General features: G+C 70.2%; 20 protein-coding genes and 1 tRNA gene. 11 read left to right on the top strand and 10 right to left on the bottom strand.

Annotated elements, in window-relative coordinates; genetic code table 11:
- The first annotated feature begins 349 nt into the window (after window positions 1-349).
- From CNO20_RS21895 to CNO20_RS21860, 8 genes are all read left to right on the top strand, one after another.
- Entirely contained in the window at window positions 350-934 is a 585-nt protein-coding gene (locus CNO20_RS21895) for an acyltransferase (RefSeq protein WP_101298339.1), read from the top strand.
- Window positions 931-2,022, top strand: a complete 1,092-nt coding sequence (locus tag CNO20_RS21890; RefSeq protein ID WP_101298338.1) for a DegT/DnrJ/EryC1/StrS family aminotransferase — start codon at window positions 931-933, stop codon at window positions 2,020-2,022. Before CNO20_RS21895 ends, CNO20_RS21890 begins: the two co-directional genes overlap by 4 nt.
- Window positions 2,019-2,993 (top strand): Gfo/Idh/MocA family protein, encoded by a 975-nt coding sequence (locus CNO20_RS21885; RefSeq protein ID WP_101298337.1) that lies wholly within the window; start codon window positions 2,019-2,021, stop codon window positions 2,991-2,993. The genes CNO20_RS21890 and CNO20_RS21885 overlap by 4 nt, the downstream gene beginning before the upstream one ends.
- A complete protein-coding gene (locus CNO20_RS21880) occupies window positions 2,990-4,363 on the top strand; it encodes a nucleotide sugar dehydrogenase (protein ID WP_101298336.1) in 1,374 nt (457 codons plus the stop codon). Before CNO20_RS21885 ends, CNO20_RS21880 begins: the two co-directional genes overlap by 4 nt.
- Window positions 4,350-5,285 (top strand): polysaccharide deacetylase family protein, encoded by a 936-nt coding sequence (locus CNO20_RS21875; RefSeq protein WP_199174965.1) that lies wholly within the window; start codon window positions 4,350-4,352, stop codon window positions 5,283-5,285. The genes CNO20_RS21880 and CNO20_RS21875 overlap by 14 nt, the downstream gene beginning before the upstream one ends.
- 141 nt (window positions 5,286-5,426) lie before the next feature.
- Window positions 5,427-6,440: a GNAT family N-acetyltransferase gene (locus tag CNO20_RS21870; protein ID WP_101298335.1), complete on the top strand. Its 1,014-nt coding sequence runs from the start codon at window positions 5,427-5,429 to the stop codon at window positions 6,438-6,440.
- Window positions 6,440-8,068 carry an alkaline phosphatase family protein gene (locus CNO20_RS21865; protein WP_101298334.1) on the top strand — a complete coding sequence of 543 codons (1,629 nt, stop codon included), beginning with the start codon at window positions 6,440-6,442 and terminating at the stop codon, window positions 8,066-8,068. The genes CNO20_RS21870 and CNO20_RS21865 overlap by 1 nt, the downstream gene beginning before the upstream one ends.
- A complete protein-coding gene (locus tag CNO20_RS21860; protein ID WP_101298333.1) occupies window positions 8,068-9,615 on the top strand; it encodes a flippase in 1,548 nt (515 codons plus the stop codon). The genes CNO20_RS21865 and CNO20_RS21860 overlap by 1 nt, the downstream gene beginning before the upstream one ends.
- A 283-nt stretch (window positions 9,616-9,898) precedes the next feature.
- Here the strand turns inward: CNO20_RS21860 and CNO20_RS21855 are convergent, their stop codons facing one another.
- Both CNO20_RS21855 and CNO20_RS21850 read right to left on the bottom strand, forming a co-directional pair.
- Window positions 9,899-10,900, bottom strand: a complete 1,002-nt coding sequence (locus CNO20_RS21855) for a glycosyltransferase family 2 protein (protein WP_101298332.1) — start codon at window positions 10,898-10,900, stop codon at window positions 9,899-9,901.
- A gap of 1 nt (window position 10,901) precedes the next feature.
- A complete protein-coding gene (locus tag CNO20_RS21850; RefSeq protein ID WP_101298331.1) occupies window positions 10,902-11,999 on the bottom strand; it encodes a DUF354 domain-containing protein in 1,098 nt (365 codons plus the stop codon).
- Between the two features lie 200 nt (window positions 12,000-12,199).
- Between CNO20_RS21850 and CNO20_RS21845 the strand changes: the two genes are divergently transcribed.
- The gene (locus tag CNO20_RS21845; protein WP_101298330.1) at window positions 12,200-13,171 is read left to right on the top strand and encodes a glycosyltransferase; all 972 of its coding nucleotides are present in this window, start codon (window positions 12,200-12,202) and stop codon (window positions 13,169-13,171) included.
- Here the strand turns inward: CNO20_RS21845 and CNO20_RS21840 are convergent.
- Window positions 13,137-13,220 (bottom strand) — tRNA-OTHER (locus CNO20_RS21840). The genes CNO20_RS21845 and CNO20_RS21840 overlap by 35 nt on opposite strands.
- 139 nt (window positions 13,221-13,359) lie before the next feature.
- On the opposite strand from CNO20_RS21840, the gene CNO20_RS21835 reads away from it, so the two are divergent.
- On the top strand, window positions 13,360-15,162 hold the full coding sequence (locus CNO20_RS21835; protein WP_101298329.1) for an asparagine synthase-related protein: 1,803 nt from the start codon (window positions 13,360-13,362) through the stop codon (window positions 15,160-15,162).
- 100 nt (window positions 15,163-15,262) lie between these two features.
- Here the strand turns inward: CNO20_RS21835 and CNO20_RS21830 are convergent, their stop codons facing one another.
- The 7 genes from CNO20_RS21830 to CNO20_RS21800 form a co-directional block, all read right to left on the bottom strand.
- Window positions 15,263-16,105 (bottom strand): DapH/DapD/GlmU-related protein, encoded by an 843-nt coding sequence (locus CNO20_RS21830; RefSeq protein WP_158237469.1) that lies wholly within the window; start codon window positions 16,103-16,105, stop codon window positions 15,263-15,265.
- A 62-nt stretch (window positions 16,106-16,167) separates the two neighbouring features.
- Window positions 16,168-17,049 carry a formyltransferase family protein gene (locus CNO20_RS21825; RefSeq protein ID WP_101298327.1) on the bottom strand — a complete coding sequence of 294 codons (882 nt, stop codon included), beginning with the start codon at window positions 17,047-17,049 and terminating at the stop codon, window positions 16,168-16,170.
- Complete coding sequence (locus tag CNO20_RS21820; RefSeq protein ID WP_101298326.1) at window positions 17,046-18,887, bottom strand: asparagine synthase-related protein; 1,842 nt, start codon at window positions 18,885-18,887, stop codon at window positions 17,046-17,048. The genes CNO20_RS21825 and CNO20_RS21820 overlap by 4 nt, the downstream gene beginning before the upstream one ends.
- Window positions 18,888-18,932: 45 nt before the next feature.
- Window positions 18,933-20,126 (bottom strand): DegT/DnrJ/EryC1/StrS family aminotransferase, encoded by a 1,194-nt coding sequence (locus tag CNO20_RS21815; RefSeq protein WP_101298325.1) that lies wholly within the window; start codon window positions 20,124-20,126, stop codon window positions 18,933-18,935.
- Between the two features lie 94 nt (window positions 20,127-20,220).
- Entirely contained in the window at window positions 20,221-21,810 is a 1,590-nt protein-coding gene (locus tag CNO20_RS21810) for an alkaline phosphatase family protein (RefSeq protein ID WP_101298324.1), read from the bottom strand.
- A 36-nt stretch (window positions 21,811-21,846) separates the two neighbouring features.
- Window positions 21,847-23,685 (bottom strand): hypothetical protein, encoded by a 1,839-nt coding sequence (locus tag CNO20_RS21805; protein WP_143423326.1) that lies wholly within the window; start codon window positions 23,683-23,685, stop codon window positions 21,847-21,849.
- Window positions 23,686-23,714: 29 nt separating this feature from the next.
- Window positions 23,715-24,413 carry a polysaccharide deacetylase family protein gene (locus CNO20_RS21800; RefSeq protein WP_143423325.1) on the bottom strand — a complete coding sequence of 233 codons (699 nt, stop codon included), beginning with the start codon at window positions 24,411-24,413 and terminating at the stop codon, window positions 23,715-23,717.
- Between the two features lie 125 nt (window positions 24,414-24,538).
- Here CNO20_RS21800 and CNO20_RS21795 point away from each other — a divergent pair.
- A partial coding sequence (locus tag CNO20_RS21795; RefSeq protein WP_101298321.1) for a pectate lyase family protein occupies window positions 24,539-26,152 on the top strand: 1,614 nt, incomplete at its 3' end.

Genomic DNA, 26,152 nt, shown 5'->3' with positions numbered 1-26,152 from the left:
CTCGTCGCGACCGTGGGTGTTCGTTCGTCTACGCTCCGGTAGCGCTGGCGGCGCATACTACTGTATGCGAATGACGCCCTCTTTACTATCCGCAGGCTACCGTCCGCGCCCGACGGGGCGGACGGTCCGCCGCTCTCGCGGCGTTTCGTGCACCCGCCGGAGCGCCGCCGTAAATGTGCTCATACCGGCCGCGCAGGCGCCGAATAACAAAGCCTCGATAGGTGTAGGTTTCGGATGAACCCAGGCCGGGTTCGGACGGCTCGGCCGCGGTATCTGCATTCATGATGGGAGTAACCAACACCGACAACGGAGAACGCGGACCGCCCGGTCGGTCCCCTGAGGTGATCCGATGACGAGCGCCGAAGCGGATCGCGACGCCAGCGTCCACGAGACGGCGGTGCTCGATCACCCGCACGCGGACGGCGGGGACCCGACCGTCCTCGGCGACGGCGCGACGGTTCGCGCCGGGACCGTCATCTACAACGACGTCGTCGCGGGCGAGGGGCTGCAGACCGGACACAACGCGCTCGTCCGCGAGTACACGACCATCGGCGACGACGTGCTCGTCGGGACGAACGCGGTCATCGACGGACGGACGGACGTGGGCTCGCACGTGAGCCTCCAGACGAACGCGTACGTCCCGTCGCACACGGAGATCGGCGACCGCGTCTTCGTCGGCCCCGCCGCGACGCTGACGAACGACCCCTACCCGATCAGAACCTCGACGGACCTGGCCGGACCGACGCTGGAGGACGACGCCTCGATCGGGGCGAACGCGACGGTCCTCCCGGGCGTGACGGTGGGCGAGGGCGCGTTCGTCGCCGCGGGAGCGGTCGTGACCGAGGACGTACCCGCCCGCACGCTCGCGGTCGGCGCGCCGGCGGTCCACCGGCCGCTTCCGGACCGGCTCGCGGGGGGGAACGACCTCGAATGATCCCGATCGCCGACCCCGACATCGGTCCGGAGGAGCGCGGGCGGGTCGCGACCGTCATGGAGAACGGCCAGCTCGCCGACGGACCGGAGGTCCGAGCCTTCGAGGAGGAGTTCGCCAACTTCTGCGGCGCGGAGTACGGCGTCGCCACCTCGAACGGCACGACCGCCCTCCACGTCGCCCTCGAAGCGCTGGAGCTCGGCCCCGGCGACCGCGTCGCAACGACGCCGTTTTCGTTCATCGCGAGCGCCAACGCGATCCGCCTCTGCGGCGCCGAGCCGGTCTTCCTCGACGTCGACCCGCGCACGTACAACCTCGACCCACGCGCGCTGGAGGCGGCCCTCCGCGACGGGGCGGAGATCGACGCGGTGCTCGCCGTCCACCTGTACGGGCTGCCGGCGGACGCGCCCCGGCTCCGCGAGATCGCGGACGAGCACGATCTCCTCCTCGTCGAGGACGCGGCGCAGGCGCACGGCGCGGCCGTCGACGGCGCGCCGGTCGGCTCGTTCGGCGACGCCGCCTGCTTCTCGTTTTATCCGACGAAGAACATGACGACGGGCGAGGGCGGGATGGTGCTCACGGACCGCGCCGACGTCGCCGAGCGAGCGGCCCGCTACGTCAACCACGGCCGCGCGGCCGCCGGGTACGAGCACGTTTCGGTGGGCCACAACTTCCGGATGACGAGCGTCGCGGCGGCCATCGGGCGCGCGCAGCTCGAAAAGCTCCCCGGCTACGTCCGCGACAGGCGGTCGAACGCCGCGCGGCTCGACGAGCTGCTGGCCGACGCGCCCGTCGAGACGCCCGTCGAGCCGTCGGGGTACCGCCACGCGTACCACCAGTACACGATCCGGTGCGACGACCGCGACGGCCTCCGGTCGGCGCTCGACGACCGCGGCATCGGCACCGGGATCTACTACCCGATCCCCATCCACCGACAGCCGGCGTACGACGACGTCGACCACCGCGCCCCGCACGCGGAGCGCGCCGCGGCGGAGGTGCTCTCGCTGCCGGTGCACCCGAACCTCTCGGAGGAGGACGTCGATCGCGTCGGGAGCGCCGTCGCGGAGTACGCGGGGGAGGTGGTCGCGTGACGGACGTCCCGGCCGCGGGCGTGATCGGCGTGGGCCACATGGGACAGAACCACGTCCGCGTGTACGGCGAGATGCAGGGGGTCGACCTCGTCGGCGTCTGCGACGCGGATTCCGCGCGCGCCGAGTCGGTCGCCGCCGAGTACGACACTGACGCGTACGCGCAGGACGAGCTGCTCGACGCGGCCGACCTGGTCTCCGTCGCCGTCCCCACGAGCTACCACGCGCCGATCGTGCGCGACTGCATCGAGGCCGGCGTCGACGCGCTGGTGGAGAAACCGTTCGTCGACGACCTCGACGCCGGCCGCGAACTCGCGCGCCGGGCCGAGGAGAACGGGGTGACGATCCAGGTCGGCCACGTCGAGCGGTTCAACCCCGCGATCACCGCCCTCGCGGAGATCGTCCGCGACCTGGACGTGATCGCGTTCGAGGCGCACCGCCTCGGCCCGCCGCTCGATCGCGAACTCGACGACAGCGTCGTGATGGACCTGATGATCCACGACGTGGACGTGATCCTGTCGCTCGTCGACGCCGACCTCGAATCCGTGTCCGCGTGCGGCACGCGCGGGACGCAGTACGCCACCGCGAACCTCCGGTTTTCCGACGGCACGGTGGCCAACCTCACCGCGAGCCGCCTCACGCAGCGGAAGATCCGGACGCTCAGCGTGACGGCGGACGACTGCCGGATCGACGTCGATTACACCTCCCAGGCGGTCCACATCCACCGGAACTCGCTGCCGGAGTACATCAAGAACGACGGGGAGATCCGCTACCGCCACGAGAGCATCGTCGAGGAGCCGATGATCGAGCGGTCCGAGCCGCTCCTCGACGAGATCTCGTCGTTCGTCGAGGCGGCGACCGAGGGCAAGACCCCCCGGGTGACGGCGGCGGACGCGCTGCGGGCGATCGAGGTCACCCGGGAGATCGACCGGCAGGCGATGCGGTCCGAGCGGCGGGAGGTGGTGCAGCGGTGAGCCTCTCGCGCGGCGCCGGGCTGTACGGCTCTGACCACTCGTCGCAGGCGCAGCGGATCGCCCTCACCAGCGGCGCAGTCCCGGTCGCGGTGTACGGCCTCGGTAAGATGGGGCTGCCCCTCGCCGCGGTGTACGCCGAAGTCACCGGCAACCTCACCGGGGTCGACATCGACGAGTCCGTCGTCGAGACGATCAACCGGGGCGGCTGTCACATCGATCGGGAGCCGGGGCTCGCGGAGCTGGTCGAAGAGCAGGTCGAGCGCGGCGCGCTCTGTGCGACGACCGACGCCGACGCGGCCGCCGCCGAGGCGAGCGTCCACGTGATCATCGTGCCGACGCTCGTCACCGACGAGAAGGAGGTCGACCTCGACAACCTCGAATCGGTCACGCGGGTCATCGCGCGGGAACTCGACCCCGGCGACACGGTCGTCGTCGAGTGCACGGTCCCGCCGGGGACGTGCCGCGACCGCCTCCTGCCGATTCTCGAACGCGAATCCGGGCTCGAACTCGGCGAGTTCGGGCTGGCGTTCTGCCCCGAACGGACCACGAGCGGGAAGGCGCTGCGGAAGATCCGACGGGAGCACCCGAAGATCGTCGGCGGGGCCGACGACGAGAGCACGCGGGTCGCGGAGCTCATCTACGGCGAGCTAACCGAAAACCGGGTGATCCCGGTTTCCGACGTGACGACCGCGGAGGCCGTCAAGGTGTTCGAGGGGCTGTACCGCGACGTCAACATCGCGCTGGCGAACGAACTGGCGCGGTTGGTGGACGACCTCGACCTCGACGTCAACGAGGCGATCGAGGCGGCGAACACGCAGTCGTTCTGTAACATCCACACGCCCGGCGCGGGCGTCGGCGGCCACTGCATCCCCTACTACCCGTACTTCCTCATGCAGCAGGTCGACGACGGGACGCCCCTGGTTCGGACCGCCCGGTCGGTCAACGATTCGATGCCCGCGTTCACCGTCGAGAAGACCGTCGAACTCCTGGAGGCGGGCGGGACCGACGCCGCCGACGCGACGGTGCTCGTGCTCGGCGTCACCTACCGGCCGAACGTCGCCGAGACGCGGGCGACGCCCGCGGGCCCGATCATAGACGGGCTCCGCGGGCTCGGCGCGGACGTGCTGGCGGCGGATCCGCTGGTCGACGTCCGCGAGTTCGGGGCGACGCCGGCCGACGTCGGATCCCTCGACGAGTGCGACCTCGACGCCGCGGTGCTCGTCACCGCGCACGACGAGTTCGAGGCGATCGACTGGGGCGAACTCGAGCCGATGGCCGTGGTCGACGGGCGGCAGGCGCTCGACCTCGGCGGCACGGACCACCGCGTCTACACGATAGGCAGCGGGACGCGCAACCATGGGACTGAGTGACCTGCCCCGCGCGATCGGCGCGCGGACGCGGTCGAACGGCGCGGAGGAGACGTGCGGAGTGCCGGGCTACGAGTTCACGCTCGCGCTGACGCACGACGTCGATCGGCCGTACAAGCGGGCCGCGCACGCGCTGTTCTACGCGTACCGGGACCGGGATCCGGAACAGCTTCGCGGGCTCGCCCCGTGGTCGAACCCCTACTGGCTGTTCGACGACATCGTATCGCTCGAAGAGGAACTCGGCGTCCGCTCGTCGTTCTACTTCCTGCGCGAGAAGTCGATGACGGAGCGCCCCCCGCGCGAGTGGCTCGAACCGCGCTACTGGATCGAACACCTCGGGCGGTACGACGTCGCGGACCCGGACGTCGCGCGGCTCATCCGGCGACTCGACGAAGGCAGGTGGGAGATCGGTTTGCACGGTTCGTACAGTTCGTACGACGATCCCGAGCGGCTGCGAACGGAGAAGGCGCTCCTCGAATCCGTGCTCGGCAGGGAGGTGATCGGCGGGCGCCAGCACTGTCTGAACCTCGACGCGCCCGACACGTGGCGGTACCACGCCGACGTCGGCCTGCGGTACGATTCGACGCTCGGCTCCAGTTCGACGTACGGGTTCCACCACGGGTACTGCCCGCTCCGACCGTTCGACGACGAGTTCGTCGTGTTTCCGCTGACGCTCATGGAGCGGACGCTGCCGAAGGTCCGCTCGGACCCGGAGGGCGCGTGGCTGGAGTGCGAAAATCTCCTCCGGGAGGCGAGCGACAACGGCGCCGTGATGACGGTCCTGTGGCACCCGACGTACCTCGATCCGGAGCGTCGGCCCGAGTACCGGGCCCTGTACCGGCGGCTGATCGAACGCGCACAGGAGCTGGGCGGCTGGGTCGGCCCCCTCGAAGCGGTGTACGAGTCGCTCGACCACCCCGAGTGACCGCCCGTCCGAACCGCCGTGCGGTCTCCGCGTCGCTCGGCTTCCGATTCGCCGATTCGAGCCGAAGACGGCCTCGTCGGGCGGATTTCGGGGGTAAGGGGTGGATAACAAAGTGGCGACCGCCTGTTGAGACGTGCGCTAATGAGAGTCGAGCAGCTTGATCTGGCAGCGTGGGGAGACGCCTTGCCGTCGTCCGGTTTCGAGGTGTTTCACACGCCCGCGGCGCTGGACGTACTCGACGAGTACACGTCCGGGCAGCTCCGACTGTACGGCGGGTTCAAGGGGGAGCAGCCGATTGCCCTCCTCCCCGTGGTTTTGCGACGGCAGTCCGTCGGAACCGCCGTGCTGTCGCCGCCGCCCGCGATGGGCGTTCCGCGCCTCGGCCCCGTTCTGATGTCGCCGAGCCCCAAGCGGCGGAAGCGAGAGCGCGTCAACCGCGAGTTCACGGAGCTGGTTCTCGAAGAGCTCGCGGTCGACTCCTCTCTCAGCCTCCTCCGGATGGTGTGCGGCACGGCGTACGACGACCCCCGTCCCTACGTCTGGCAGGATCTCGACGTCGATCCGTTCTTCACGTACGCGCTGTCGCTCTCGGAGACGTCCCCCGACGCCCTCCTCTCGTCCTTCAGCAAGAGCCTGCGCCGGGAGATCAGGGACGCGCGGGAGACCGACGTCGTCGTCGAACGCGTCTCGCCCGAGGAGGGCGCGCGGGTGGTGTACGACGACGCGAAGTCGCGGTACGAAGAACAGGGCGAGCAGTACCGCCTCCAGTGGCCGTACGTCCGCGACCTCACCGCGTCGCTCGCCGAGGAGGACCGCTGCCGCGTCTACCTCGCCCGGACGCCGGACGGAGAGCACCTGAGCGGCATCACCGTCCTCTACTCGAACGACGTGGCCTACTTCTGGCAGGGCGGCACCAGGGCGACGTACGACGGGACGAGCGTCAACAGTCTGGTCCACTGGCGTATCATCGAAGACATCGTCGACGACCCGCCGATCGACTCCGTCCATGCCTACGACCTCATGGGCGCGAACACCGAGCGGCTCTGCCGCTACAAGGCGAAGTTCGGCGCCGAGCTCGTCCCGTACTACGTCGTCGAGTCCGGCGGTCGGGGCATGGACGTGGCGAAGAGAGCGTACAGCCTTCTCAACCACTGATGACGGACGAAACCCACCGGACGGTCGTACTCGGGTTCGACGCGCTCGACTTCCGCTACCTCGATCAGTTCGCCGACTCGACGCCGAACCTCCAGGCGCTCCGCGAAGCGGGCGTCGAAGCGCCGCTCCGGTCCACGTTTCCCCCCTGGACCGGGAGCGCCTGGCCCTCGATGTACACGGGGGTCGATCCGAGCTACCACGGCGTGTACAGCTTCTTCGACTACGAGTACTACCCCGACGAGGGGCGCGTCGTGTCTCGGAACGACGTCGACGCCCCCGCGATCTGGAACTACTTGAACGCCGAGGGATCGCGGGTCGCGGTGATGAACGTCCCGGTGACGCACCCGGCGGAGCCGGTCGACGGCGCGCTGGTGCCCGGCTACCTCGCGACCGAGGACACGCCCGGCTATCCCGAGGGGATCCGGGAGCAGCTCTCCGAAGCGATCGGCGAGGAGTACCGCATCTACTCGCGGGCGGAAACGTCCGCCGACAAGAAGGAAAAGCTCGCCGGCTACCTCGAGCTCATCGACGCGCGTCGACGCGCGGCGCTCGCGCTCCTCGAATCGGCCGACTGGGAGTTCGCGTTCGTCCAGGTGCAGAAGACGGACGCGGTGTTTCACAACTTCGGCAAAGCCGAGGCGTTCCGGAAGGTGTACGCCGCCGCGGACGAGCTCGTCGGAGACGTCCGCGACGCGGTCGGAGAGGACGCCAACGTCGTCGTCTGCTCCGACCACGGGATCGGCCCGACGCGGGGACACCGGATCTACGTCAACGAGGTGCTGAAGCGCCGCGGCTACGTGGAGACGACGAGCGAGGGATCGCGCCCGACGCTCGACGCCGTGAAGTCCGACCTGACGTCGGACGGGAAACGGGACGGCGACAGCGCGCTGTCGCGGGCGCTGACGCGCGCCGGGATGGCGCTCGATCGGATCGGCGTCTCCCCGGCCGACGTGTACGCGACCGCCCGCCGGTTCGGCGTCGAGGACGCGCTCCTGGCCGTGACGCCGGCCGCCGTCCGCGGCGCGACCGGCGAGAGCGTGGACTGGCGCAAGTCGAGGGCTTACTGCCGAAGCAGCGCCCGGCTCGGCGTCCGGGTGAACCTCGAGGGGCGCGAACCGCACGGCGTCGTTCCCCAGTCCGAGTATGAGGCGGTCCGCGACGAGATCATCGAGCTCCTGTCGGGACTCGAAACGCCGGACGGGAAACCGGCGTTCGAGTTCGTGAAGCGGCGCGAGGAGGTGTACGACGGCCCGTACCTCGAGGACGCCGACGACGTGCTGTTCCTCCCGCGGGGGATGGACAACCAGATCGCGATCTCGCTGTACGGCAGGCGGTTCCTCTCCGTCGACACCCACGACCACAAGCGCGAGGGCGTCTTCGTCGGCGCCGGTCCGGACTTCGGAGGCGCCGCGCCGGAGACGCTGTCGCTCACCGACGTCGCGCCGATCTGCATGTCCCTGCTCGGCAAGCCGGTGCCGACGCGCATGACCGGACGCGTCCCGCCCGACCTGCTCTCCGTGCCGGTTCGAACCCGCGAGTACCCCGACGTCGAGTTCGGCACGGCGGAGCGAAAGGGAACCGACGACGGGGAGGTGACCGAACGACTGGAGGACCTCGGGTACCTCTGATGGCCGACTCCGGAGAGGATCTCAAGACGCTGCTGTCGAGTGCCAGTCTCGTCATCGTCGGCGGGCTCATCAGTTCGGGGGGGACGCTGGTCGAGCGCATCGTCATCGGCCGGCTGCTCTCGCCGAGCAAGTACGGCGAGGTGGCCGTCGCGATAGCGGTGTTGACCTTCGCGACGACGTTCGCGCTCGTCGGGTTCTCCCAGGGCATCCCCCGCTACCTGTCGCGGTACGACGAGTCGGCGGACAGGCGCGGCGTCTGGCTCGGCGGGCTCGTCTTCACGGGCGCGATCAGCCTCGTCCTCGCCGGGGCGATCTTCCTGAAGGCGGATCTCATCGCGGCCGCGCTGTTCGACAGGCCGGAGGCGGTCGCGCTCGTCAGGGTGTTCGCGCTCGCGGTCCCGTTCGTCGTCGGCCAGCAGGTCGTGGTGAACACCATCCGGGGCTTCGAGAACACCCTGTACCGGATGTACGTGCAGGACCTGCTCTACCCGATCGGCCGGATCGGCCTCATCGTCGGGCTGCTGCTGCTCGGCATGGACGTCCTCGCCGCCGGGTACGCGTACCTCGTCGCGGCGGCGCTCTCGTTCGCGTTCGGCCACTACCTCCTGCGGCGGCTGATGCCGCTCCGGGGGCCGTACCGGACCCACGTCCGCGAGATGCTCGTGTTCTCCGCGCCGCTCATCGTGTCGACTATGATGTCGCTGCTGCTCACGAAGACGGACACCGTCATGGTGAGCTACTTCAAGTCGTCCACCCAGGCCGGGCTGTACGACGCGTCGTACTCCATCGCCGCCGGGATGCTCGTCGTCCTCTCGGCGTTCGGGTTCATGTTCCTGCCCATCGCCTCGCGGCTCGACGCGGACGGCGAACACGAGGAGCTCAACCGGATCTACCGGACGACCACCAAGTGGGTATACATCGTCACCTTCCCGGCGTTCCTGACGTTTCTCCTCTTTCCGGAGGACGTCATGCGGATCACCTTCGGCGAGGGGTACGAGGCGGCCGCGGCCGCGCTGCCGATCCTCGCGGTCGGCTTCTTCCTGAACGCGGCGGTCGGGCGGAACCGCGAGGCGCTTTCGGCGGTCGGCTACACCAAGTTCATCCTCGTCGCGAACCTGTCCGGGTTCGTCTTCAACTTCCTCCTGAACCTCGTGTTGATCCCGATGTACGGCTTCATCGGCGCGGCGATCACGTCCGCGCTGTCCGTCGTCATCGTCCACGGCATCGTCAACGGCGTTCTGAAGGTGTACTTCGACATCTCGCCGATCTCGCCCGCGAACGTCCGGACGTTCGCGCTGCTGCCCGTCTGCCTGCTGCCGCCGGCGGCGCTGTTCGCGCGGTACGTCTCGCTTTCGGCCCTGACGCTCCTCCCGTTCCTCGTCGCCGTCGGGCTGGCCGCAATCGGCGTCGTCGCCGCGGGGGGCGGCCTCCAGTCGGAAGACCGCGTCGTGATCGAGGTCGTCGAAGAGCGGATCGGCGTGCGGATCCCGCTGGTCCGGCGGTACCTCCCGACACCGACCGGTAGTCAGTCGACCGGCGGGGACTGACGGCCCGAGCAACCGCCCCTGCGAAGCGGGCGGGCGCGACTCGTTTCGAAAGGAACGGTTCGACGCCGGTTCGGAGGGAACGATCGGAAGCGGGGACCGCGTCCGACGGCGGGAGTGCATCGAACGGGCCGAACGGGGAGAAACGGCCGGTACCGGGGAGAGACGGGACGGGAGCGGGGACTCAGAGGGAGTATCGGAGGAGTTCAGAGATTCTCGGCGAAGAGCCGAGAGACGCCGTCCACGGACGGGCTTCGGAACCGCCGGTTGGCTCCGATACTCCCTATCAGTCGTCGGGGTGGTCGTAGACGAGGACCTGCAGGTCCTCGTTCTGCCGAAGATCGAACACCATGGCGAAGAGCATGAACAGCCACCCGAGGAGAAACAGGGTCAGCGCGTCGAGCGCGTCGCCGTCGCGCCGGGCGATCCGGCGGAACAGCGACAGCAGCCCGACCGACGCGGCGAAGGCGCCGAAGTAGTAGAAGAACGGGAGCGGGTGGAAGTCGTCGGTCAGGTACTTCGCGCGGAGCCGCCAGAGGAAGTCCCGGAGGAGGAGCTTCGAGAGCCGCGGGACGAACGTCTTGTAGCGGATGTGGCTCGTCTCGTCCTTGTACACCGCCCGGCGGGACACGTCCGCGACGCGCATTCCGTGGACGTTGAGCCGGACGAGGAGATCGTTCGCGAAGCCGTAGTCCTCGTACAGCGAGTCGAGGTCCAGCTCGACCAGCGCCTCGTGGGAGATCGCAGTCGAGCCGTTCTGCGGGTCGGCGACCTTCCAGTAGCCGCTGGCGATCTTCGTCAGGAGCGAGAGGACGAAGTTGCCGAACTGCCTGAACGGCGGCATCGAGTCCCGGTCCCGGCCGCGGAGGCGGTTCCCCTTGGCGTAGTCCGCTCGGCCGTCCGCCACCGGGCGGATGATCCGCTCGACGATGTCGGGCTCCGTCTGCCCGTCGCCGCTTATCACCGTCGTCACGTCGACCCCGTCCTCGAGCGCCCGCCCGTACCCGGTCTTGATCGCGCCGCCGACGCCCCGGTTCCGCTCGTGGCGGACCGGGACGACTCGGCGGTCGAAGCCGACGCCGCCGTCGGTGCGCGGCGCCTCGGCGCGCCACCGCTCGTTCGCGCGCTCGGCGTGGCGGACGATCTCCCCCCACGTCCCGTCGGTCGACCCGTCGTCGACGACGTACGCCCGGTCGACGAACTCCGGGAGCGTGTCGATGACCTCGCCGATGAACCCCCCCTCGTTGTACGCCGGGACGACCGCCCCGACCGTCGCGCCCCGGTACATTTCAGATCGGAGACGTTTTCGCCGGCGCGCGCTTCGAGACGGTGTCGAGACGGTCGACGGCCGTCGGGTCGGTCGCGACGTCCACCAGGAGGTCGGTGAGGTTGAGCCGGTCCTCCATGTACGCCGCCCGCTTTTCCGCCCAGCGCTCCCCCGCGTCGCCGTCAGCGAGCAGCTCCTCGGACCGCTCGACGACGGCGTCGTAGTCGGTGATGTTCTCGATGAGCCCCCACCGTTCGAGCTCGGAGAACTCGCCGAACTCCTGGTCGATGAACGCGCTCGACCGGATCGCCGGCGTCCCGACGAGCGCCGCCTCCGTGACCATCGTCCCGGTGTCCGCGACGAGCAGCGACGCCTCCGCGAGCGCGTCGTGGATGAGCGCCGGGGGGATGTCGTACGGTTCGGCGGGCAGGTCGTCGAAGCGCATCCGCCCGCCCTCGTCGGAGACGAACACCCGGACGTGTTCGCTCAGCCGCTCTACGAGCGCGCGCCGCTGCGCCGGGGTGAACCCCGCCTTGCCGGCGTCGTGCATCGCGTCGAACGCGTTGAACCGGAGGATGGCGTACCGCTCGTCCGGTCCGACGCCGAGGTGCTCTCTGACCTCGGGGTCGGGCTCGAACACGTCGGGGTGGAGGTACGCGCATTCTTTGAGCCCGGCGAAGGTGTAGTGGTTCGGCCCGAGGTCCAGCCCGTAGACGTCCGGCGTCAGCACGAGGTCGGCGAACTTGCTCGACAGCTTCGGCAGGAACGTCCCGGGCGCGGAGTCGCGGAGGAGGATCGTCCGCGCGCCGGTCGCGGTGCCGGCGTACGCGGCGTACGCCCCGCAGCCGAACACGACGTCGGGGTCGAAGCTGCGCGCCTCGACGGGCACCTTGATCAGGTGCCACGCGAGCTCGCGCCCGAAGTCGAGCGTCGAGTACGCCGTCGCGTCGTGCCGGCCGTACATGCCGTGCGGGAGGTCGTAGTGTTCGAGCAGCGGCACCGTGCAGGTGTAATTGCGGGCGAGAATGTGGACGGTGTGGCCGCGCTCCTGTAATTTCCGCACGACGTTTTTGTAGACGTGGACGTGCGCCGGGGTGTTCGTGAATATCAGGTACCGCATTCTACCCGAGTGTACCGGTCATCCGGTCTTTGTTATGCCGTCGCTACCCGAAAAGCGCGCCTCGACGGGACGAAATCGAGGGACGGGGCGGCCCCGCCGATCGCACGACGCGGGGGCGATTCAGGGTGAGGATAACAAAGAGAGACGCCCGACAAGCCGTGGATACCACCGCATCCGCCCGGAGGGTGGACAGAACCAGCATGCACGTTCTCAACCTCACCACGAACGCGGAGGCCCGATTCTTCAAACTCCAGGTCCGCGCCCTCGAATCGCGCGGCGTCACCTGCACCACGCTGTCGGTTCCGGGGTCGGCGATGAACGGCGCGACCCGGTCGGCGGCGGACTACCTCCGGTTCTTCCCCCGGGTGCTCGGGCGGTCGCTCGGCTCGTACGACATCGTCCACGCGAACTACGGCTTGACCGCGCCGATGGCGCTCGCCCAGCCGACGCGGCCGATCGTGCTCACCCTCTGGGGCTCGGACCTGCACGGGCGGTACGGCGCGCTGAGCAGGGCCTGCGCGCGCTTTTTCGACGAGGTGATCGTCATGTCGGAGCCGATGCGGGACGAGCTCGGCCGCGACTGCACCGTCATCCCGCACGGCGTCGACCTGGAGCTGTTCCGGCCGATGCCGCGGGACGAAGCCAGGGCGGAGCTCGGCTGGGACGAGTCGGCGTACCACGTGCTGTTCCCCTATGACACGGATCGGAGCGTCAAGGACTACCCGCGGGCGAAGCGGGTCGTCGACGCCGTCGACGCGACGCTCGACGCGCCCGTCGAGCTCCACACGGTGAGCGGACTGCCCCACTCGCGGATGCCGGTGTACATGAACGCCGCCGGGGCGCTCCTTCTCACCTCGAAGCGGGAGGGCTCGCCGAACGCGGTCAAGGAGGCGCTGGCCTGCAACGTGCCGGTCGTCTCGACGGACGTCGGCGACGTCCGGGAGCGCCTCGACGGCGTCGAGGGGACCGCCGTCTGCCGGAGCGACGACGAGCTGATCGAGGGCCTGGCGAACGTTCTCCGCCGCGGCGGGCGGTCCGACGGCCGCGCCGCGATGCGCGAACTGAGCCTCGAACGGATGGGCGAGGGGATCTATTCCGTGTACGAACGAGTCCTCTCGAAGGGCGAACGGAGCGAAGCGGAAGGGGCGGGATTCGAACCACGCGAGGCCTGACGGCCCCCACCGGAGAACCGATGGTGCTCTGCCACTGAGCGACCCTTCCTCCAGCGACCGCACCCGACAGTCGGAGCGGTCGAGCCATTGTTATGGTCAGACTGCGCCGCCGCGGAAGGCGCAGACTAGTCGCCGGAGCGATCTGAACGCGCTGATTAACTTTAGTAGTCCGTAACAAACTCCCGGTTATGCCTGGCCTCAGCATCGTTCAGGGAGCCGATACCGTCGGTGCGGGCGGAATTTCCGAATCGCTCGACGCCGTTCGGTTCACTGACGTATACAGCGCCTACGACCACCTCCGGGCGTCGGGCACGGTGGTCGCACACACGGGGTACGATTCGTACCCGATCAGGCGCGTCGACGGAGACGGGTGGGCGGCGTTTCTCGAGGGGTATCTCCACGACGCCGCGGACGTCGAAGGGGAGATCCGATCGGTCGTCCGATCGCTCCGGGCAGGCGACGACGCGGCCGTCCGCGAGTGGCTCCGAACGGGCGACAGGGAGTTCCTCCTGGCCGTCGTCGACGGCGACACGGGCGACGTGACCGTCCTCTCCGACGCGCTGGGGCGGTTCCCGGCGTACTGTGCGACCGTCGGCGGGACGACGATCGTCTCCCGCGAGCTGAAGTTCGTCCGGCACCTCGCAGACCGCCTCGGAGCGCCGCTCGAACTGGACCGCGTCGCGATAGGCCAGCAGTTGCTGTTCGGCTACTCCCTCGGGACGCGGACGCCGTTCGAGGGCGTAGAGCAGGTGCCGCCGGGCGCGCGGGTCGACCTCCGCGACGGCGCGGAAGCGACTTGGCTCCACCGGCACCGCTTCGAGGGGAACGAACACGCCGATCGGACGCCCGCGGAGAACGCCGAGGCGCTCGCGTCGCGCTTCGTCGACGCGTGCCGACGACGCTCCGAGGTCGCGGGGCCGAACGTCATCTCGCTCAGCGGCGGCCTCGACTCGCGCGCGGTCGCGGCGGGGTTCGCTCGGGCCGAACTTCCGGCGGTCGCCGCCACCTTCCAGCGGGTGACCGGCGACGAGGCGACAGCGGCCGCGGACGGGGGGTCGGCCGCGGTCGGGCTGGACGACGACGCGGCGATCGCCGCGTCGGTCGCCCGGGCGCTCGACATCCCGTGGCGGCGGTACGCGGTGTCCGACTCGCCCGAGGCGCGTGCGCTGCTCTTGGACATGAAGCAGGGGACGAACTACCTGGAGATGGCGTTCATCCTCGACTTCTTCGAGCGGGTTCGAGCGGACTACGGATGCGTCACGTACCTCACCGGCGACGGCGGCGACAAGGTGCTCGCCGACCTCACCGCGGGCCGACCGCTCTCGACCGAGCGGACGCTGGTCCGGCACATCGTGGAGACGAACGGCATCTTCCCGCCGGAGGACGCCGCCCGCGTCGCCGGAATCGACGAGAAACGGCTCGTGGAGTCGGTCCGCGAGCGGATCGGCTCGTACCCCGAGGACGACCTCGACGCGAAACACGTCCACTTCCTGATCCGCGAGCGGGGGATGAACTGGCTCACGCACGGGGAGGACCGGAACCGGTACTACTTCCCCAGCCTCTCGCCGTTCTACGCCCGGCCGGTGTTCGAGTACGCGATGAACTGCCCGCCGGAGCAGAAGGCGCGCCGGGGGTTGTACCGCGAGTTCCTCGGGGCGCTGTCGCCGGCGGTGGCGGACATCGAGTACGCGAACTTCGGCGCGTCGCTCTCGTCGGTGGAGTACCGGCTCAAACACCGGCTCTACGACGGGCTGTCCCGGTTTCCCTCGGTCAAGCGCACGGTGGTGTCGCAGCTCAGACGCCGCCGGAGCGGGCGGCGCGACGAGCTGCGGGATCCGGAGTCGGTGAGATCGCTCCTTTCCGCCGAGGAAACGTCGCTCGACCCGGACGGGGTCGAGGCGGTTCTCGATAGCGAGGCGTCGTACAGCGACGCGGAGCTCGCCCGCCTGTACACCGTCGTCGCGCTCTCGACCGGCGAACTCGTCTACTGAGACCGGCCGCGTGCGCCGGGCGAAAAGGGCGGGTCGGAACGGCGATCGAATGCGGGATCGGCCGACGATCGGACGGGCTCGACTCCGAAATCGAACGGGATCAGCGCCGCTCGGAGATCGGACGGGCCGGCGTGCCGACGACCGTCGTGTCCGGCGGCACGTCGTCGAGCACGGTCGAGCCGATGCCGAGTTCGGCGCCGTCGCCGACGGTGAGGTGCCCCGCGACCGAGACGTGCGGGTGGACGACGACCCCGTCGCCGATCTCCGTGCTCCCGGAGACGCCGGAGCCGTACGCTATCGAGACGTTCTCTCCGATTTTCACCTGGTGGGCGATGTGGATCCCCCCGCTCAGAACGGACCCCTCGCCGACGACCGTCTCGCCGAACACCGCCCGGTCGATCGAGCAGTTCGCCCCGATCTCGACCCCGTCCTCGATGACGACCTCGCCGTCGTGGACCTGTCGCAGCGGCCGACCGGTCCGATCGCGGGCGAATCCGAACCCGGCCTCGCCGACGACGGTCCCGGCGTGGATCCGGCAGTCGTCCCCGATCGTGACGGCGTCGCCGACGTAGACGTGCGCGCCGATCCGACACCGCTCGCCCACCTCCGCGCCGTCCTCGACGACGGCGGTCGGGTGGATCTCCGTCTCGTCGATCGATCGCGCGAAGAACTCCCGGGCGACGCGGACGAACGCGAGTTTCGGGTCCGCCGTTCGGATGAGGGGACGGCCGGGGACGTCCGGCGTCGTCTCGGGGCAGATGATCAGCCCGGCGTCGGACGCCTCGATGCGCTCCGGATCGTCGTACACGGAGAAGGCGAGGTCCGTTCTCGTCGCCCCGTCGAGGGAGTCGACGCCGGTGAGCCACACGTCGGTTCCGCCCCGCCCGGCGAGCGGTTTCCCGAGGAACCAGGCCACGTGGGCGGCTCGAAGCTCGGCCGTCATACCTCCGAGGTGGCGTCCGATCGCCATTGTTATGCGCAGACTGTCGACGGACCGCCCGGCCGTCACCCCCGAATCGGCCGGAACCGCCTGATCAGCTCCGTCAGGACGTATCGGACTTTCACCGCGGTCGTGACGTCGGAGTACAGATACAGCTCCCCGAGGTCGTCCTCGTCGAACTCGCGGGGGACGAACGCCGGGTCGTTGAGGCGGCGGACGCCGATCGCCAGGAGGGGCCGCTCCGCGGCCATCAGTCGGCGGCGAACCTCCGCGAGGGTGCCGGCCCCGTCGAGGTCGATCCGGCGGATTGCGACGACCTTCCCGGTGTCCAGCCCGTCGGAGAGGATCTGCAGCGTGACACCCGCCTCGGGTTCGCCGTTGAGAAACTCCCAGAAGCCGAACCCCCCGCCGCGGTACTCCCGAACGTCGCCGTGGTGGAAACTCAGGACGCCGCGGGCCGGCGCGTCGAGGACCCGGCCCCCGAGGATCCCCATCCCGTACTGCACGGCCACGTCGGCGTCGGCGACGACCCGGTCGATGACCTCCTCCGGGAGGTCCACCCCGGCGCCCGCGGGGACGGTCTCGGTCCTGACGACCGTCTCCGGGGCGTACGGCTGCGCGAGGACGTCGACGTACTCCGTGTCCGGCGTCCGGAGGGACGCGATCCGCCCGAGGAGGCCGCCGGCGGAGTCGTCCGCGGGCGGATTCTCCTCGCCGGCGAGCACGATCGAGACGAGTTCGGCCTCCGTCTCCGTCACCATCTCGACGAGGGCCCGGTGGAAGTGCATCGGCACCCACCGCGTCCCGAGGAGGAGGCAGACGTCCCGTACCGGCCGCTCCTCCGGGCCGGGGTTCGCCGGAGCGGGCCCCCAATCCGGCACCGCCCGTTCGACGGTGCTGCTCGTCAGCGTCGCGAGCCGCGACAGGAGCGTGACGACCCACCTCATGACGAACCGGTCAACGGGGGCGCCGCCACCTCCGCCGTCCGACCGAGGTGCTGTTGGGTCCACCGTTCGACCGACGTGATCGCGGCGATGGTCTTGATGTGGTTGTGCGCGCCGTCCAGGTGCTCCGACCGGAGCCGCTCGATCTCCCCCGCGTCGAAGTGCGACCGGTCGGCCGCGTCGTCGAGGAGACCGTCGAGGTACGCCCGCAGCGTCGGGTCCGTCCGGTACCACTCGGCGTACAGCTTCGGTCCGCGCAGCCGCTTGCGGATGCGTTTGCCCGCCATCCCGACGGTGTGAAGCCACTGCGGGGCGGTCGGCGGGAACCCCGTCCGCTGGTACGGAATCCGATCGAGGCCGCCGCTCATCATCCGCGTCATTTCGAGCTTCAGCCGCGTCGTCGCGAGGGAGACCCGCCCGCCGGTGTACGGCACGGTCTGCTTGTGGTACCGCGGCGGCCGATCCGCGGCCAGATCGAGGAACCCGCTGGCCGCGAAGGGCACCCTGGTTCCGACCTGACTGCGCGGAATCCGGCTGCTGCGGAAGTGCGAGTAGGCCGCCCGCTGCCAGACGACGTCGCGGAAGGTCGCCTCCCGGGTCGGCCCCGCGTTGATCGCGACCTCCTCGCGGATCGAGTCCATCGGATCGACCGCGCCGTTCACCACGGCGGCGGCCGCGTCGGCGTCGACCGCCGCGTGTCTCCCGGCCAGCGCGCCGGCGACGTCCCCCCGGCGGATCGTCCGCCGGCGGTGCGACCAGAGATCCTCGCCCAGGTAGATCTCCTGCGGCGCGGCCTCGAAGACGACGTCCGCCGCGCCGCGCAGGCGGCCGTCGAGCATGTAGGCGGTGTTGATCAGATACGACCAGGCGAGCATCCCGTCGGTCAGCCGGATCGCCCTGTCCAGGACGTTCGTGAACGCGGACGGCGGGCCGAGTTCGATCCGCTCGTTCTCGACGCCGAGGGTCTCCGCGACGCGGCGCGCCGGTCCGGACTCGTCCTCGCCGGGGATGTCGTACGTCATGGTCAGGAACGAGTCGAACTCGTCGCGGAGGGCGGACGCCATCATCCGGCTGTCGAGGCCGCCGGAGAGCCAGAGGCCGGTCCGACCGTCGACCGTGGCCGCCGCCTCGCGGACCGAGTTACGGTACGCCCGCAGGAGCCGCCGCGGGTACTCGTCCTCGTCGCCGGTTCCGTCGCCGAACGCCGGCCGCCAGTACCGTTCGACAGTCGTCTCGCCGTTCTCGTGCGTCAGCACTCGCGCCGGTCGGAGCTCCGACACGCCCGCGAGCAGCGTCGTCTCGCCCCAGGGGTACCCGAGGAAGACCATGTCGCTCAGCGCCCGCGGATCGAGCTCGGGGTCGTCGAGGCGCGGAGCGAGCGCCGACAGCTCGGACGAGAAGGAGAAGGGCGCGCCGGATCGGCCGTCCACGTCGCGGTAGTAACACGGCCGGGTTCCGAGCTTGTCGGTCGCGAGAACGATCCGCCCCGATCGGTCCGCGCAGGCGAGGCTGAAGAGGCCGTCGATCTCCGCGAGCGCGTCGGCGGGGCGATCGAGCACCGCGGCGAAGAACTCCCCCGGGTCCGATATCGATCGGGGGGCCGAGGAGACGATGCCGTGGAGGACGCCGACGATCCCATCGCCCTCCCACCACAGGTCGCTCGCGGCGTCCCGCTCGCCGTGGTGAGCCAGGCCGAGTCCGGCGTCTCCGACCGAAACTCGCTCCGTCTCGTACCACGGCTCGTGCGTCAGCGACTCCAGCATGGCGGAAACGTCGCCGTCGTCCGATGAACTCCCAGCGATTCCGGGCATCTTACCGTCGAACTCGTCCCGTCGAGCCATTGTTATTCAGCCCCTTCCGACCGTACCCGGTCCCTTCCGCGCCGCTCAGCGCCGTTCGGCGACGATTCGGCGGATCGCCTCGGCCGTCCGCGGGGCCGACGCGGGCGGAAGCTGCTGGTGCGTCGGCAACACCAGCAGGGATCGCCGGAGCGCGGCAGCGCCCAGGCAGTCCGGGCGCGGAACGTCCGGTCCGAGGGCCCAGCCGAGCATCTCGGCGGGCAGGCCGCGCTCCCTGAGCGCGGTCCAGAGCGCGTCGGCGGAGACGGCTCCGAGGGGGCGGACCCCGACGCCGTACGGGCAGGTGCCGTCGGCGAGCGGCGGGGTGAGGACGGAGAGACAGTCGAGCGATTCGAGCCGCTCGCGGAGGTCGCGGTAGCGCGCCCGCCGGGCCGCGACGATCTCCGCCGGGCGACAGCGGAGCAGCCCGAGGCGCGAGACGCGCCCCGGTCGCCTCGCCGGGACGCGGTGGTCCGCCGTCGAATCGGCGCGGCTCGCCGGGCCCGGACCCGCCCCCGTCCGCGAAGTGCTCGTCAGCTGCCAGAGCGCGGTCGCGTGCTTCGTCGTCGCGGCGATCGGCTTCCGCAGGGGGATCGACGGCGCGGGCGAGTCGAGGCGTTCCTGCGCCGCGACGAACAGCGATCGAACGAGGGCGGACGCCTCGCGCGCCTCCGCGTCCGGCGACGGCAGGCGCGTTCCCGGCGCGACGACGAGTCCGCCGTTCGGCACGGGAAGCGTCTTCCGGAGGCTGAACGTGGCGACGTCGCCGACCGATCCGAGCAGGGAGCCGTCCGCGCGGCGGCTGAACAGCCCGCGCGCGCAGTCCTCGACGAGGACGGCACCGACCGCGTCGGCCGCGGCGGCGACGTCGTCGACGTCGCCCGTCTCGAACCCGAGGTAGTGGATGAGCACGACGACCGCCGGCTCCCGACGGCGGATCAGATCGACGGCCGCGTCCGTCGGCACCGTCAGGTCCCCGCGCACGGGGAAGTACTCGACGCGGAGGCCGAACTCGCGGTGGAGCAGTCCGACGACCGACGGCGGCGCGTACGACGGGACCAGGGCGACGCCGTCGCCGACGCCGCGGTCGGAGAGCGCCGCCGCGAGTCCCGTGCGCGCGTGCGTGTACAAACCGAATTCTCCCGGCGGAACCCACCGCCCGTCGGTCAGCCACTCGGGGATGCCGACCTCCCGCGCGCTGAACCACGTCGGCCGGAAGTACGGGGCGTGGTGGACGTACATCAGTCCCCTCCCCGTTCGCCGACCGTCCGTGTGACGGTTCGTCCGGGGCGCTTCCGTCCGCGCTCCGGCCGCCCGGGGTCGTCCGCGGTCCGGCTCATTCCATGTAGCCGAGCCCGCGGAGCCGGTCCTCGACGCCCTCGAAGTCATCGCCCGTAGATTCGCCCCCCGCCGACCGCCGGTAGGCTTCCGTCCGGATCGATGCCCGTGCGGGCCCGGTGTCCGGGCCGAAAAGCTCCGTCAGCACGCGACCGTCGGCGTCCTCGGGGATCGGCTCGCCCGCCGCGTGCAGCACCGTCGGCGCGACGTCGACGACGGTCGCGCCGTCGAGTTCGACGCCGGGCGCGACGTCCGGACCCCACGCGAGGAAGATCCCCTCGGGGCGGTGAGACGCCTCCAGGACGTCCGACGGGACGCACACCCGGTCGGTCAGGCCGACCTTGATCTCGTACCCCGGTCTGCCCTCGACGATCAGATCCGGCGCGTCCGGATCGTTCGGGTACGTCTCCGGCCCGTCGAACACCTCGAACGCCGGCTCGCCGGTCTCGGGGTCGACGTACTCCTCGAACGCCCTCGCGATGCGCTTTCTGAGCCCCGGGACCCGATCGGGCGCGACCGCCCCGTTCTCGAAGCGCTCGGTGTCGTTGACGTAGACGAGCCCCTCGCCGTGGACGAACGCCGCGGTCCGGGAGAAGTCGACGTCGTAGAGCGCGTGGTCCCCGGGCACCTGCTCGGCGACGGAGTCGACGAGGCCCCGGGGCAGCCGCTTCGTGATGGCGCCGAGGTCGAGATCGAACTGGTCGAACGCGCGGACGAACCGCTCCTTCGTCAACCCGGCCCGGTCGAGCACGCCGCGGGTGCCGCCGCCCGCCGACTTTCGGACGAGCAGGCCGTGCTCCTCGAGCAGCGTGTTCGCGCAGGCGTGCTTGTCGATGGGGCCGAACCCGTGGTCCGAGACGACGTACAGCGTCGCCCCGCGCTCTTCGACGTACCGCATCACGTCGCCGAGAATCGCGTCGAGGAGGCGGTAGTGCGCCCGGAGCTGTGACTCGTCCCAGATGAGGTGCTGTAGCCGATCCGGGGCCGTGAACACGAAGAAGAACAGCCGCCAGTCGTCCTCGCGCATGAGAAGCGACAGCAGCTTCCGGTGCTTTTCGACCATGGATTCGAGGGCGTCGAGGAACTCGTCCTTGCGGTCGTGGTACTCCTCGTAGTACAGGCCGGTGACGTAGCCGGGGATCTCCTCGCGGACGGTCTCGCGGAACGACGGGGGGTACGTGAACCGCTCGTTGAACTCCGGCGTGAGCATCCCCGTCACCATCGTCCCGTCGATCTCGCTCGCGGGGTAGGTCAGCGGGACGTTCCCCACGACCGCGGGCGAGAGCATCTCCCACAGCGGCGGACGCGACACGTCCTCGCTCGTGTAGAGCTCGCGCCGGTGCTCGGCGGTGAGCCGCTGGAACCCGTAGACGCCGTGTTTGTCGGGCCACACGCCGGTTGCGATGGAGGGCCACGCCAGGGGGGTCGACGCGGGTCGCGTGCTCCCGAGCGGCCCCGCGGCCCCCTCCGAGAGCAGGCGGTTGAAGTTCGGGAGGTACCCGTCCTCGGCCCACCCCCGGAGCATGTCCCACGGGACGCCGTCGAATCCCAGCACGAACGCGCGGTCTGCGGTAGAGGTCGACTGCATGCTGCTATCAGCAGCCGACGACTGTCGAGGGTTTTGTTATGCGCCGCTTTCAGCGCCCGCCCGCGCGTCGACGAAGTAGAGGGTGAACTCGTCGTTCGACTGCACCTTGTCGAGCCGGCGCTGGGTTTCGAGCGACTGGAAGCCGGCGACGGAGTACCGCTGTTCCTTGTAGAGCGTGGCCTCCCGCTCGACGCCGGACTGGGTGACCACGAGGTAGCGATCCGAGTCGAACTGGCGCGCGACCGTTGCGTTCGAGAAGTTACCCGGCGTGACGACCTCCGTGTTCGTCGGCGGGCCGGCCAGCGTGCGCTGACCGTCGAAGCCGTACACCGCGTCGGCGTACCTGTCGGTGCCGCTGTCGACCCCCGCGTACGGCGTGTCCCCCATGCGGTGCTCGAAGGCCGTCTGATAGCCGGCGAGCTGCTGTTCGGAGACGTGCTGGGTGGTCTTGTGGATGTACGGCGAGGGGAACACGACGACGAGCGACAGCGCGAGCAGACAGACGAGCACGACGACCGCCGCGGCGCGGGCGACGCCCGGCGTGGCGACGCCGCCGACGGCGTCGAGGAGTCGCCGGAAACCGAGGGCCCCGAGCGGCGTCACGACGACGAAGAGGAACCCGAGCTGGCGGAACGCGAGCGTCGGCGAGCCCAGGAAGTAGAGCCCGAACAGGACGAAAAGCGGGACGAGCGCCGCGCCGAAGTAGACGGTCAGCGCGCGGGCGTCGGGGGACTCGTCCTCGGAGCCCAGGAAGGCCAGGAGGAGCGCCACCGCGGCGAGCGCGAAGTACAGCGCGCCGACGAGGAACAGCTTCGAAAAGAGCGTCTCGATGCTGCCGCCGAGCGCCGCCAGCGAGGGCGTCACCTGCTGGACCTGCGTCGACGACCCGCCGCCGGGCACGAACAGGTCGAAGATGACGCCGACGACGGCGCGCTGGAAGCGCTCGCGGTGGACGAGCCAGGCCGCGAGAATCGCGCCGAGGGCCAGCGTCTGTCCGAACATCGACCGGTGTTCCGCGACGGCGGAGTCGACGTCCCAGCGGCGGACCGCAAACTGGACGGCCGAGACGGCGCCGAACAGCAGCACCAGGTTCACCGCCTGCATCGGGTGGTACAGGACGAGGGCGGCGCTCGCAAGGAGCAACAGCGCGCCGTACGAGGAGAACAGGGCGCCGGACCCGTCGTCGGCCCGCCTGAGGTACAGAACGAGGGCGAAGACGGGGACCGCGGCGACGAATATCGCCTGCGTGCTCGGGTGCGGCATCATGTGAACCGCGACGTGGTTGAGCGGGAGCAGGAGCCACGCCGAGACGGTGCCCAGCACCACGACGCGGTCGTCGTCGGTCACCGCGCGGAGCAAGAGCGGGACGAACACGAGAAACGCCACGATCGCGCACACGATGACGAAAAGCAGCATCCGGGAGAGCTCGCTCCCGGTGACGATGCTGAGCGCCGCGGCGAGCGTGTGGACGCTGGGATAAAACAGGTTCGCCGGGTTGACGGCGTTCGAGACGACGGACCGCGCCCACCCGAGGTGGCTGAGCGAGTCGCCCGCGCCGACGAAGGCGTACCCGCGGAGCAGCGGCATGGCGACGATCGCGGTGACGCCGCCGCCGCCGAGGAGGAGCGCGGACCGGCGGAGCAGACCGGGCGACGAGAAGAACGCCCCGACCGTCGCGACCGCCATCGCGACGCCGATGCCGAGCCACACCGCGGTCGGCGTTCCCGCGTAGATCGATAGTTCGTACCCGGTGGCCGGCGCGCGGTGGGCGAACAGCGTCGCGCCCGCGAGGGCGAAGAATCCGACCGCCAATACACCTGCCAGCGCCAGCTCCGTCGCGTCCGACGGGGGCCGTCTCGCTCGGGAAACGCGCATGAATGGCGGGAGAGTCCCTCGCAGTATTGTTATGCGCTACCTTCCCCGAGGAACTCCGAGGCCAGGAATTCGCGCGTCGCGTCGAAGCGCTGGCCCTCCTGCTCCCGCAGACGCGCTTCGAACGAGGCGTCGGTCTCGCCCCACAGGCCGGGGTGCGTCAGGAGCTGCAGCCGGTCCGGGATGCCCCCGTCGAACGGGTGCTCGTCGCGCCAGCGCTGGCCGGAGTCGGCGCGGTAGGCGATCTCGCTGAAAAATCGCGGCTCGTACGCGCTCGTGATCCCGTCGAACGAGCGGTCGAGCGTCCAGCTCGGCGGGATGTGAAAGGCGACGGCGTCGCCCATCTCGCGGGTGACGGTGCCGAGGACCGACTGCTCCTCGTCGACCCGCCGTCTGAGCTCCTCGCCGGGCGGCTCCGCGTCCCAGTACTGGTGCGTACTGAAGTGGAGCGCGACGGTGTGACCGAGCGACTCGATCCTGTGGAGGCAGTCGCGGATCTCCCCGAAGTGGACGTTGTAAAACGGGCTCGTGACGAGGACGAAGTACGTCGCGGTCACGCCGCGGTCGGCCTCTATCTCCGCCATCCGACACGCCTTCTCCGGCGACCAGTCGACGTCGTGTCGGAGGATCGCTTCGCCGTCGGCGAGGGACCGTTCGTAACCGGTGAAGGCGTAACCGGCGGAGGTGAGCTCGTCGAGGAGCGCGCCGTACCGCTCGAATGTGAACTCCATTGTGGACGAGTCGGCGGGCATCGGCCTTTGGAATGCGGGTGCTAACAGTACGCACCGAGCGACACGGCGGCGTTGACGCCGGTAATCGTAGCATAACAAAACCGCGGACGGACGGAGAGTAACGCGTGTCCGAGGAGAGGTTCGACCGGGGGCTGGGGAGGCGGCCGTACCTGAAAGCGCTCGGATCGGCGCTCGGAAGCGCCGTCCTGGCCGGTTGCGGCGGCGATCCGGGGCGGGTAGGCGCGTCCGACCTGCCGGCCGCTCGCAGGGAAGACGGGCGTCCGGGCCCGGCGATGGAGCCGGTCGACGGAGCGATCCCGTACGCGGACCGCTACGACGCCGTCGTCGACGTCGCGGCCGCCGGAGCCGACCGGACGGGCGAGGCGGCGATCAACGGGACGCTCGACTCGCTCGTCGCCGACGACACGCTCCTGTACTTCCCCGAAGGGAGGTACCGAATCGACGGATCCTGGACGATACAGGGCTACAGGAACGTGGGGATGGTCGGCGACGGCGCGGTGCTCGAAGTCCCCCCGGGGTACGCCGGCGCTTGGATCGTCGTCGACGCCGTCAGCTCGTTTCAGTTCGAGGGATTCGTCCTCGACAACACCGCGAGACGAACCGCCGGGCTGGTGCAGCTCCTCTGCGACGGCGGCCGAAACGTCGTCCGGAACGTCGTCGTCGCGGGGCGACAGGACGTGACGGGGACGACGACGCACGCGTTCGTCCTGCGCGTGTCGGGGGCCGACACCCACCTGTCGCTGGAGAGCGTCGACATGTCGGCCGGCGCGGCGGACGGGACGGCGGTGTTCGTCCACCCGACCGACCGCCCCGGGTCGCTCACGTTCCGCGACTGCCGGATCGCGGGTTGGGGGACGCAGGGGCTGTACGCCTCGGCTCACGGGGGTCCGATCCGCGTCGTCGGCGGCGAGTACGCGAACAACGGGCTCGCGCAGATCCGCGTCGGCGGGGGCAACGGCGGCACGCGGGCGATCGTCAAGGACGTCCTGGTTCGCGTCGACGACCCGCGACCGGGGATGGCGAACATGCGCGGCATCTGGCTGAAGGAGGGCGACGAGACTCTCATCGAGAACTGCGAGGTGCGCGTCGCCGACCTCGGCGGGACGACGAGTTCGGGCGGGATCGTCGTCGGCCGCGAACACGGCCGCACGGCGATCCGCGACACGACCCTCAGGATCGACGCCCCGACGTACGGAATCAAGCTGCGCCGGCCGAAGGCGGGAAACTTCTACGCGCCCAGCCTCGCCCGTCCGCCCGAGAAGTGGTCCGTCTCGGCGGAGAACCTGCGGATCGTCGGGCGCGCGCCCGGCACCGCGGCGATCGAGCTGATCGGTCGGCCCGAGAGCACCCTCCGGAACGTGGAGATCCGGCAGCCGGGAGCCGGACGCGACGGTGTCACGGTCGCCGATTCGCTCGGCACGACCATCAAGGGGCTGGCCGCGTCGGTAGGCCGCTACCCGCTGCTCGTCGGCGTGCGGTCGAAGCAGGACGAGTGCGTTGTCCACCTCGGGAAGGTCGAATCGCTGTCGACGACCTACGACGTGAAGGAGCTTCGACCGTTTCTGCCCGGCGCGAGTCCGCCGTTCTGCCTCGACAGCAACCTGCTCGGCGACCTCAACGGTTCGGCCGCCATCGCGATCACCGGCGTGACGGAAGCGGGGCTCCAGGGGGAGGTCGTCCTGGACGGGACCGAGGCGGAGCGGGCGCAGTCGGAAGGG

The sequence above is a fragment of the Halegenticoccus soli genome, assembly GCF_002844195.1.
Classification (GTDB): Archaea; Halobacteriota; Halobacteria; order Halobacteriales; family Haloferacaceae; genus Halegenticoccus; species Halegenticoccus soli.
The sequence above is the reverse complement of the archived record's forward strand: the minus strand, read 5'-3'. Positions and strand labels throughout refer to the sequence as shown.

Coding starts and splice junctions, on each gene's coding strand:
- CNO20_RS21850 (WP_101298331.1), bottom strand. CDS start 11,999: ATGCGGTACCTGATATTCACGAACACCCCGGCGCACGTCCACGTCTAC.
- CNO20_RS21825 (WP_101298327.1), bottom strand. CDS start 17,049: ATGAGGTGGGTCGTCACGCTCCTGTCGCGGCTCGCGACGCTGACGAGC.
- CNO20_RS21845 (WP_101298330.1), top strand. CDS start 12,200: ATGCACGTTCTCAACCTCACCACGAACGCGGAGGCCCGATTCTTCAAA.
- CNO20_RS21820 (WP_101298326.1), bottom strand. CDS start 18,887: ATGGCTCGACGGGACGAGTTCGACGGTAAGATGCCCGGAATCGCTGGG.
- CNO20_RS21835 (WP_101298329.1), top strand. CDS start 13,360: ATGCCTGGCCTCAGCATCGTTCAGGGAGCCGATACCGTCGGTGCGGGC.
- CNO20_RS21810 (WP_101298324.1), bottom strand. CDS start 21,810: ATGCAGTCGACCTCTACCGCAGACCGCGCGTTCGTGCTGGGATTCGAC.
- CNO20_RS21895 (WP_101298339.1), top strand. CDS start 350: ATGACGAGCGCCGAAGCGGATCGCGACGCCAGCGTCCACGAGACGGCG.
- CNO20_RS21855 (WP_101298332.1), bottom strand. CDS start 10,900: ATGTACCGGGGCGCGACGGTCGGGGCGGTCGTCCCGGCGTACAACGAG.
- CNO20_RS21870 (WP_101298335.1), top strand. CDS start 5,427: ATGAGAGTCGAGCAGCTTGATCTGGCAGCGTGGGGAGACGCCTTGCCG.
- CNO20_RS21865 (WP_101298334.1), top strand. CDS start 6,440: ATGACGGACGAAACCCACCGGACGGTCGTACTCGGGTTCGACGCGCTC.
- CNO20_RS21890 (WP_101298338.1), top strand. CDS start 931: ATGATCCCGATCGCCGACCCCGACATCGGTCCGGAGGAGCGCGGGCGG.
- CNO20_RS21860 (WP_101298333.1), top strand. CDS start 8,068: ATGGCCGACTCCGGAGAGGATCTCAAGACGCTGCTGTCGAGTGCCAGT.
- CNO20_RS21830 (WP_158237469.1), bottom strand. CDS start 16,105: ATGACGGCCGAGCTTCGAGCCGCCCACGTGGCCTGGTTCCTCGGGAAA.
- CNO20_RS21875 (WP_199174965.1), top strand. CDS start 4,350: ATGGGACTGAGTGACCTGCCCCGCGCGATCGGCGCGCGGACGCGGTCG.
- CNO20_RS21800 (WP_143423325.1), bottom strand. CDS start 24,413: ATGGAGTTCACATTCGAGCGGTACGGCGCGCTCCTCGACGAGCTCACC.
- CNO20_RS21815 (WP_101298325.1), bottom strand. CDS start 20,126: ATGTACGTCCACCACGCCCCGTACTTCCGGCCGACGTGGTTCAGCGCG.
- CNO20_RS21805 (WP_143423326.1), bottom strand. CDS start 23,685: ATGCGCGTTTCCCGAGCGAGACGGCCCCCGTCGGACGCGACGGAGCTG.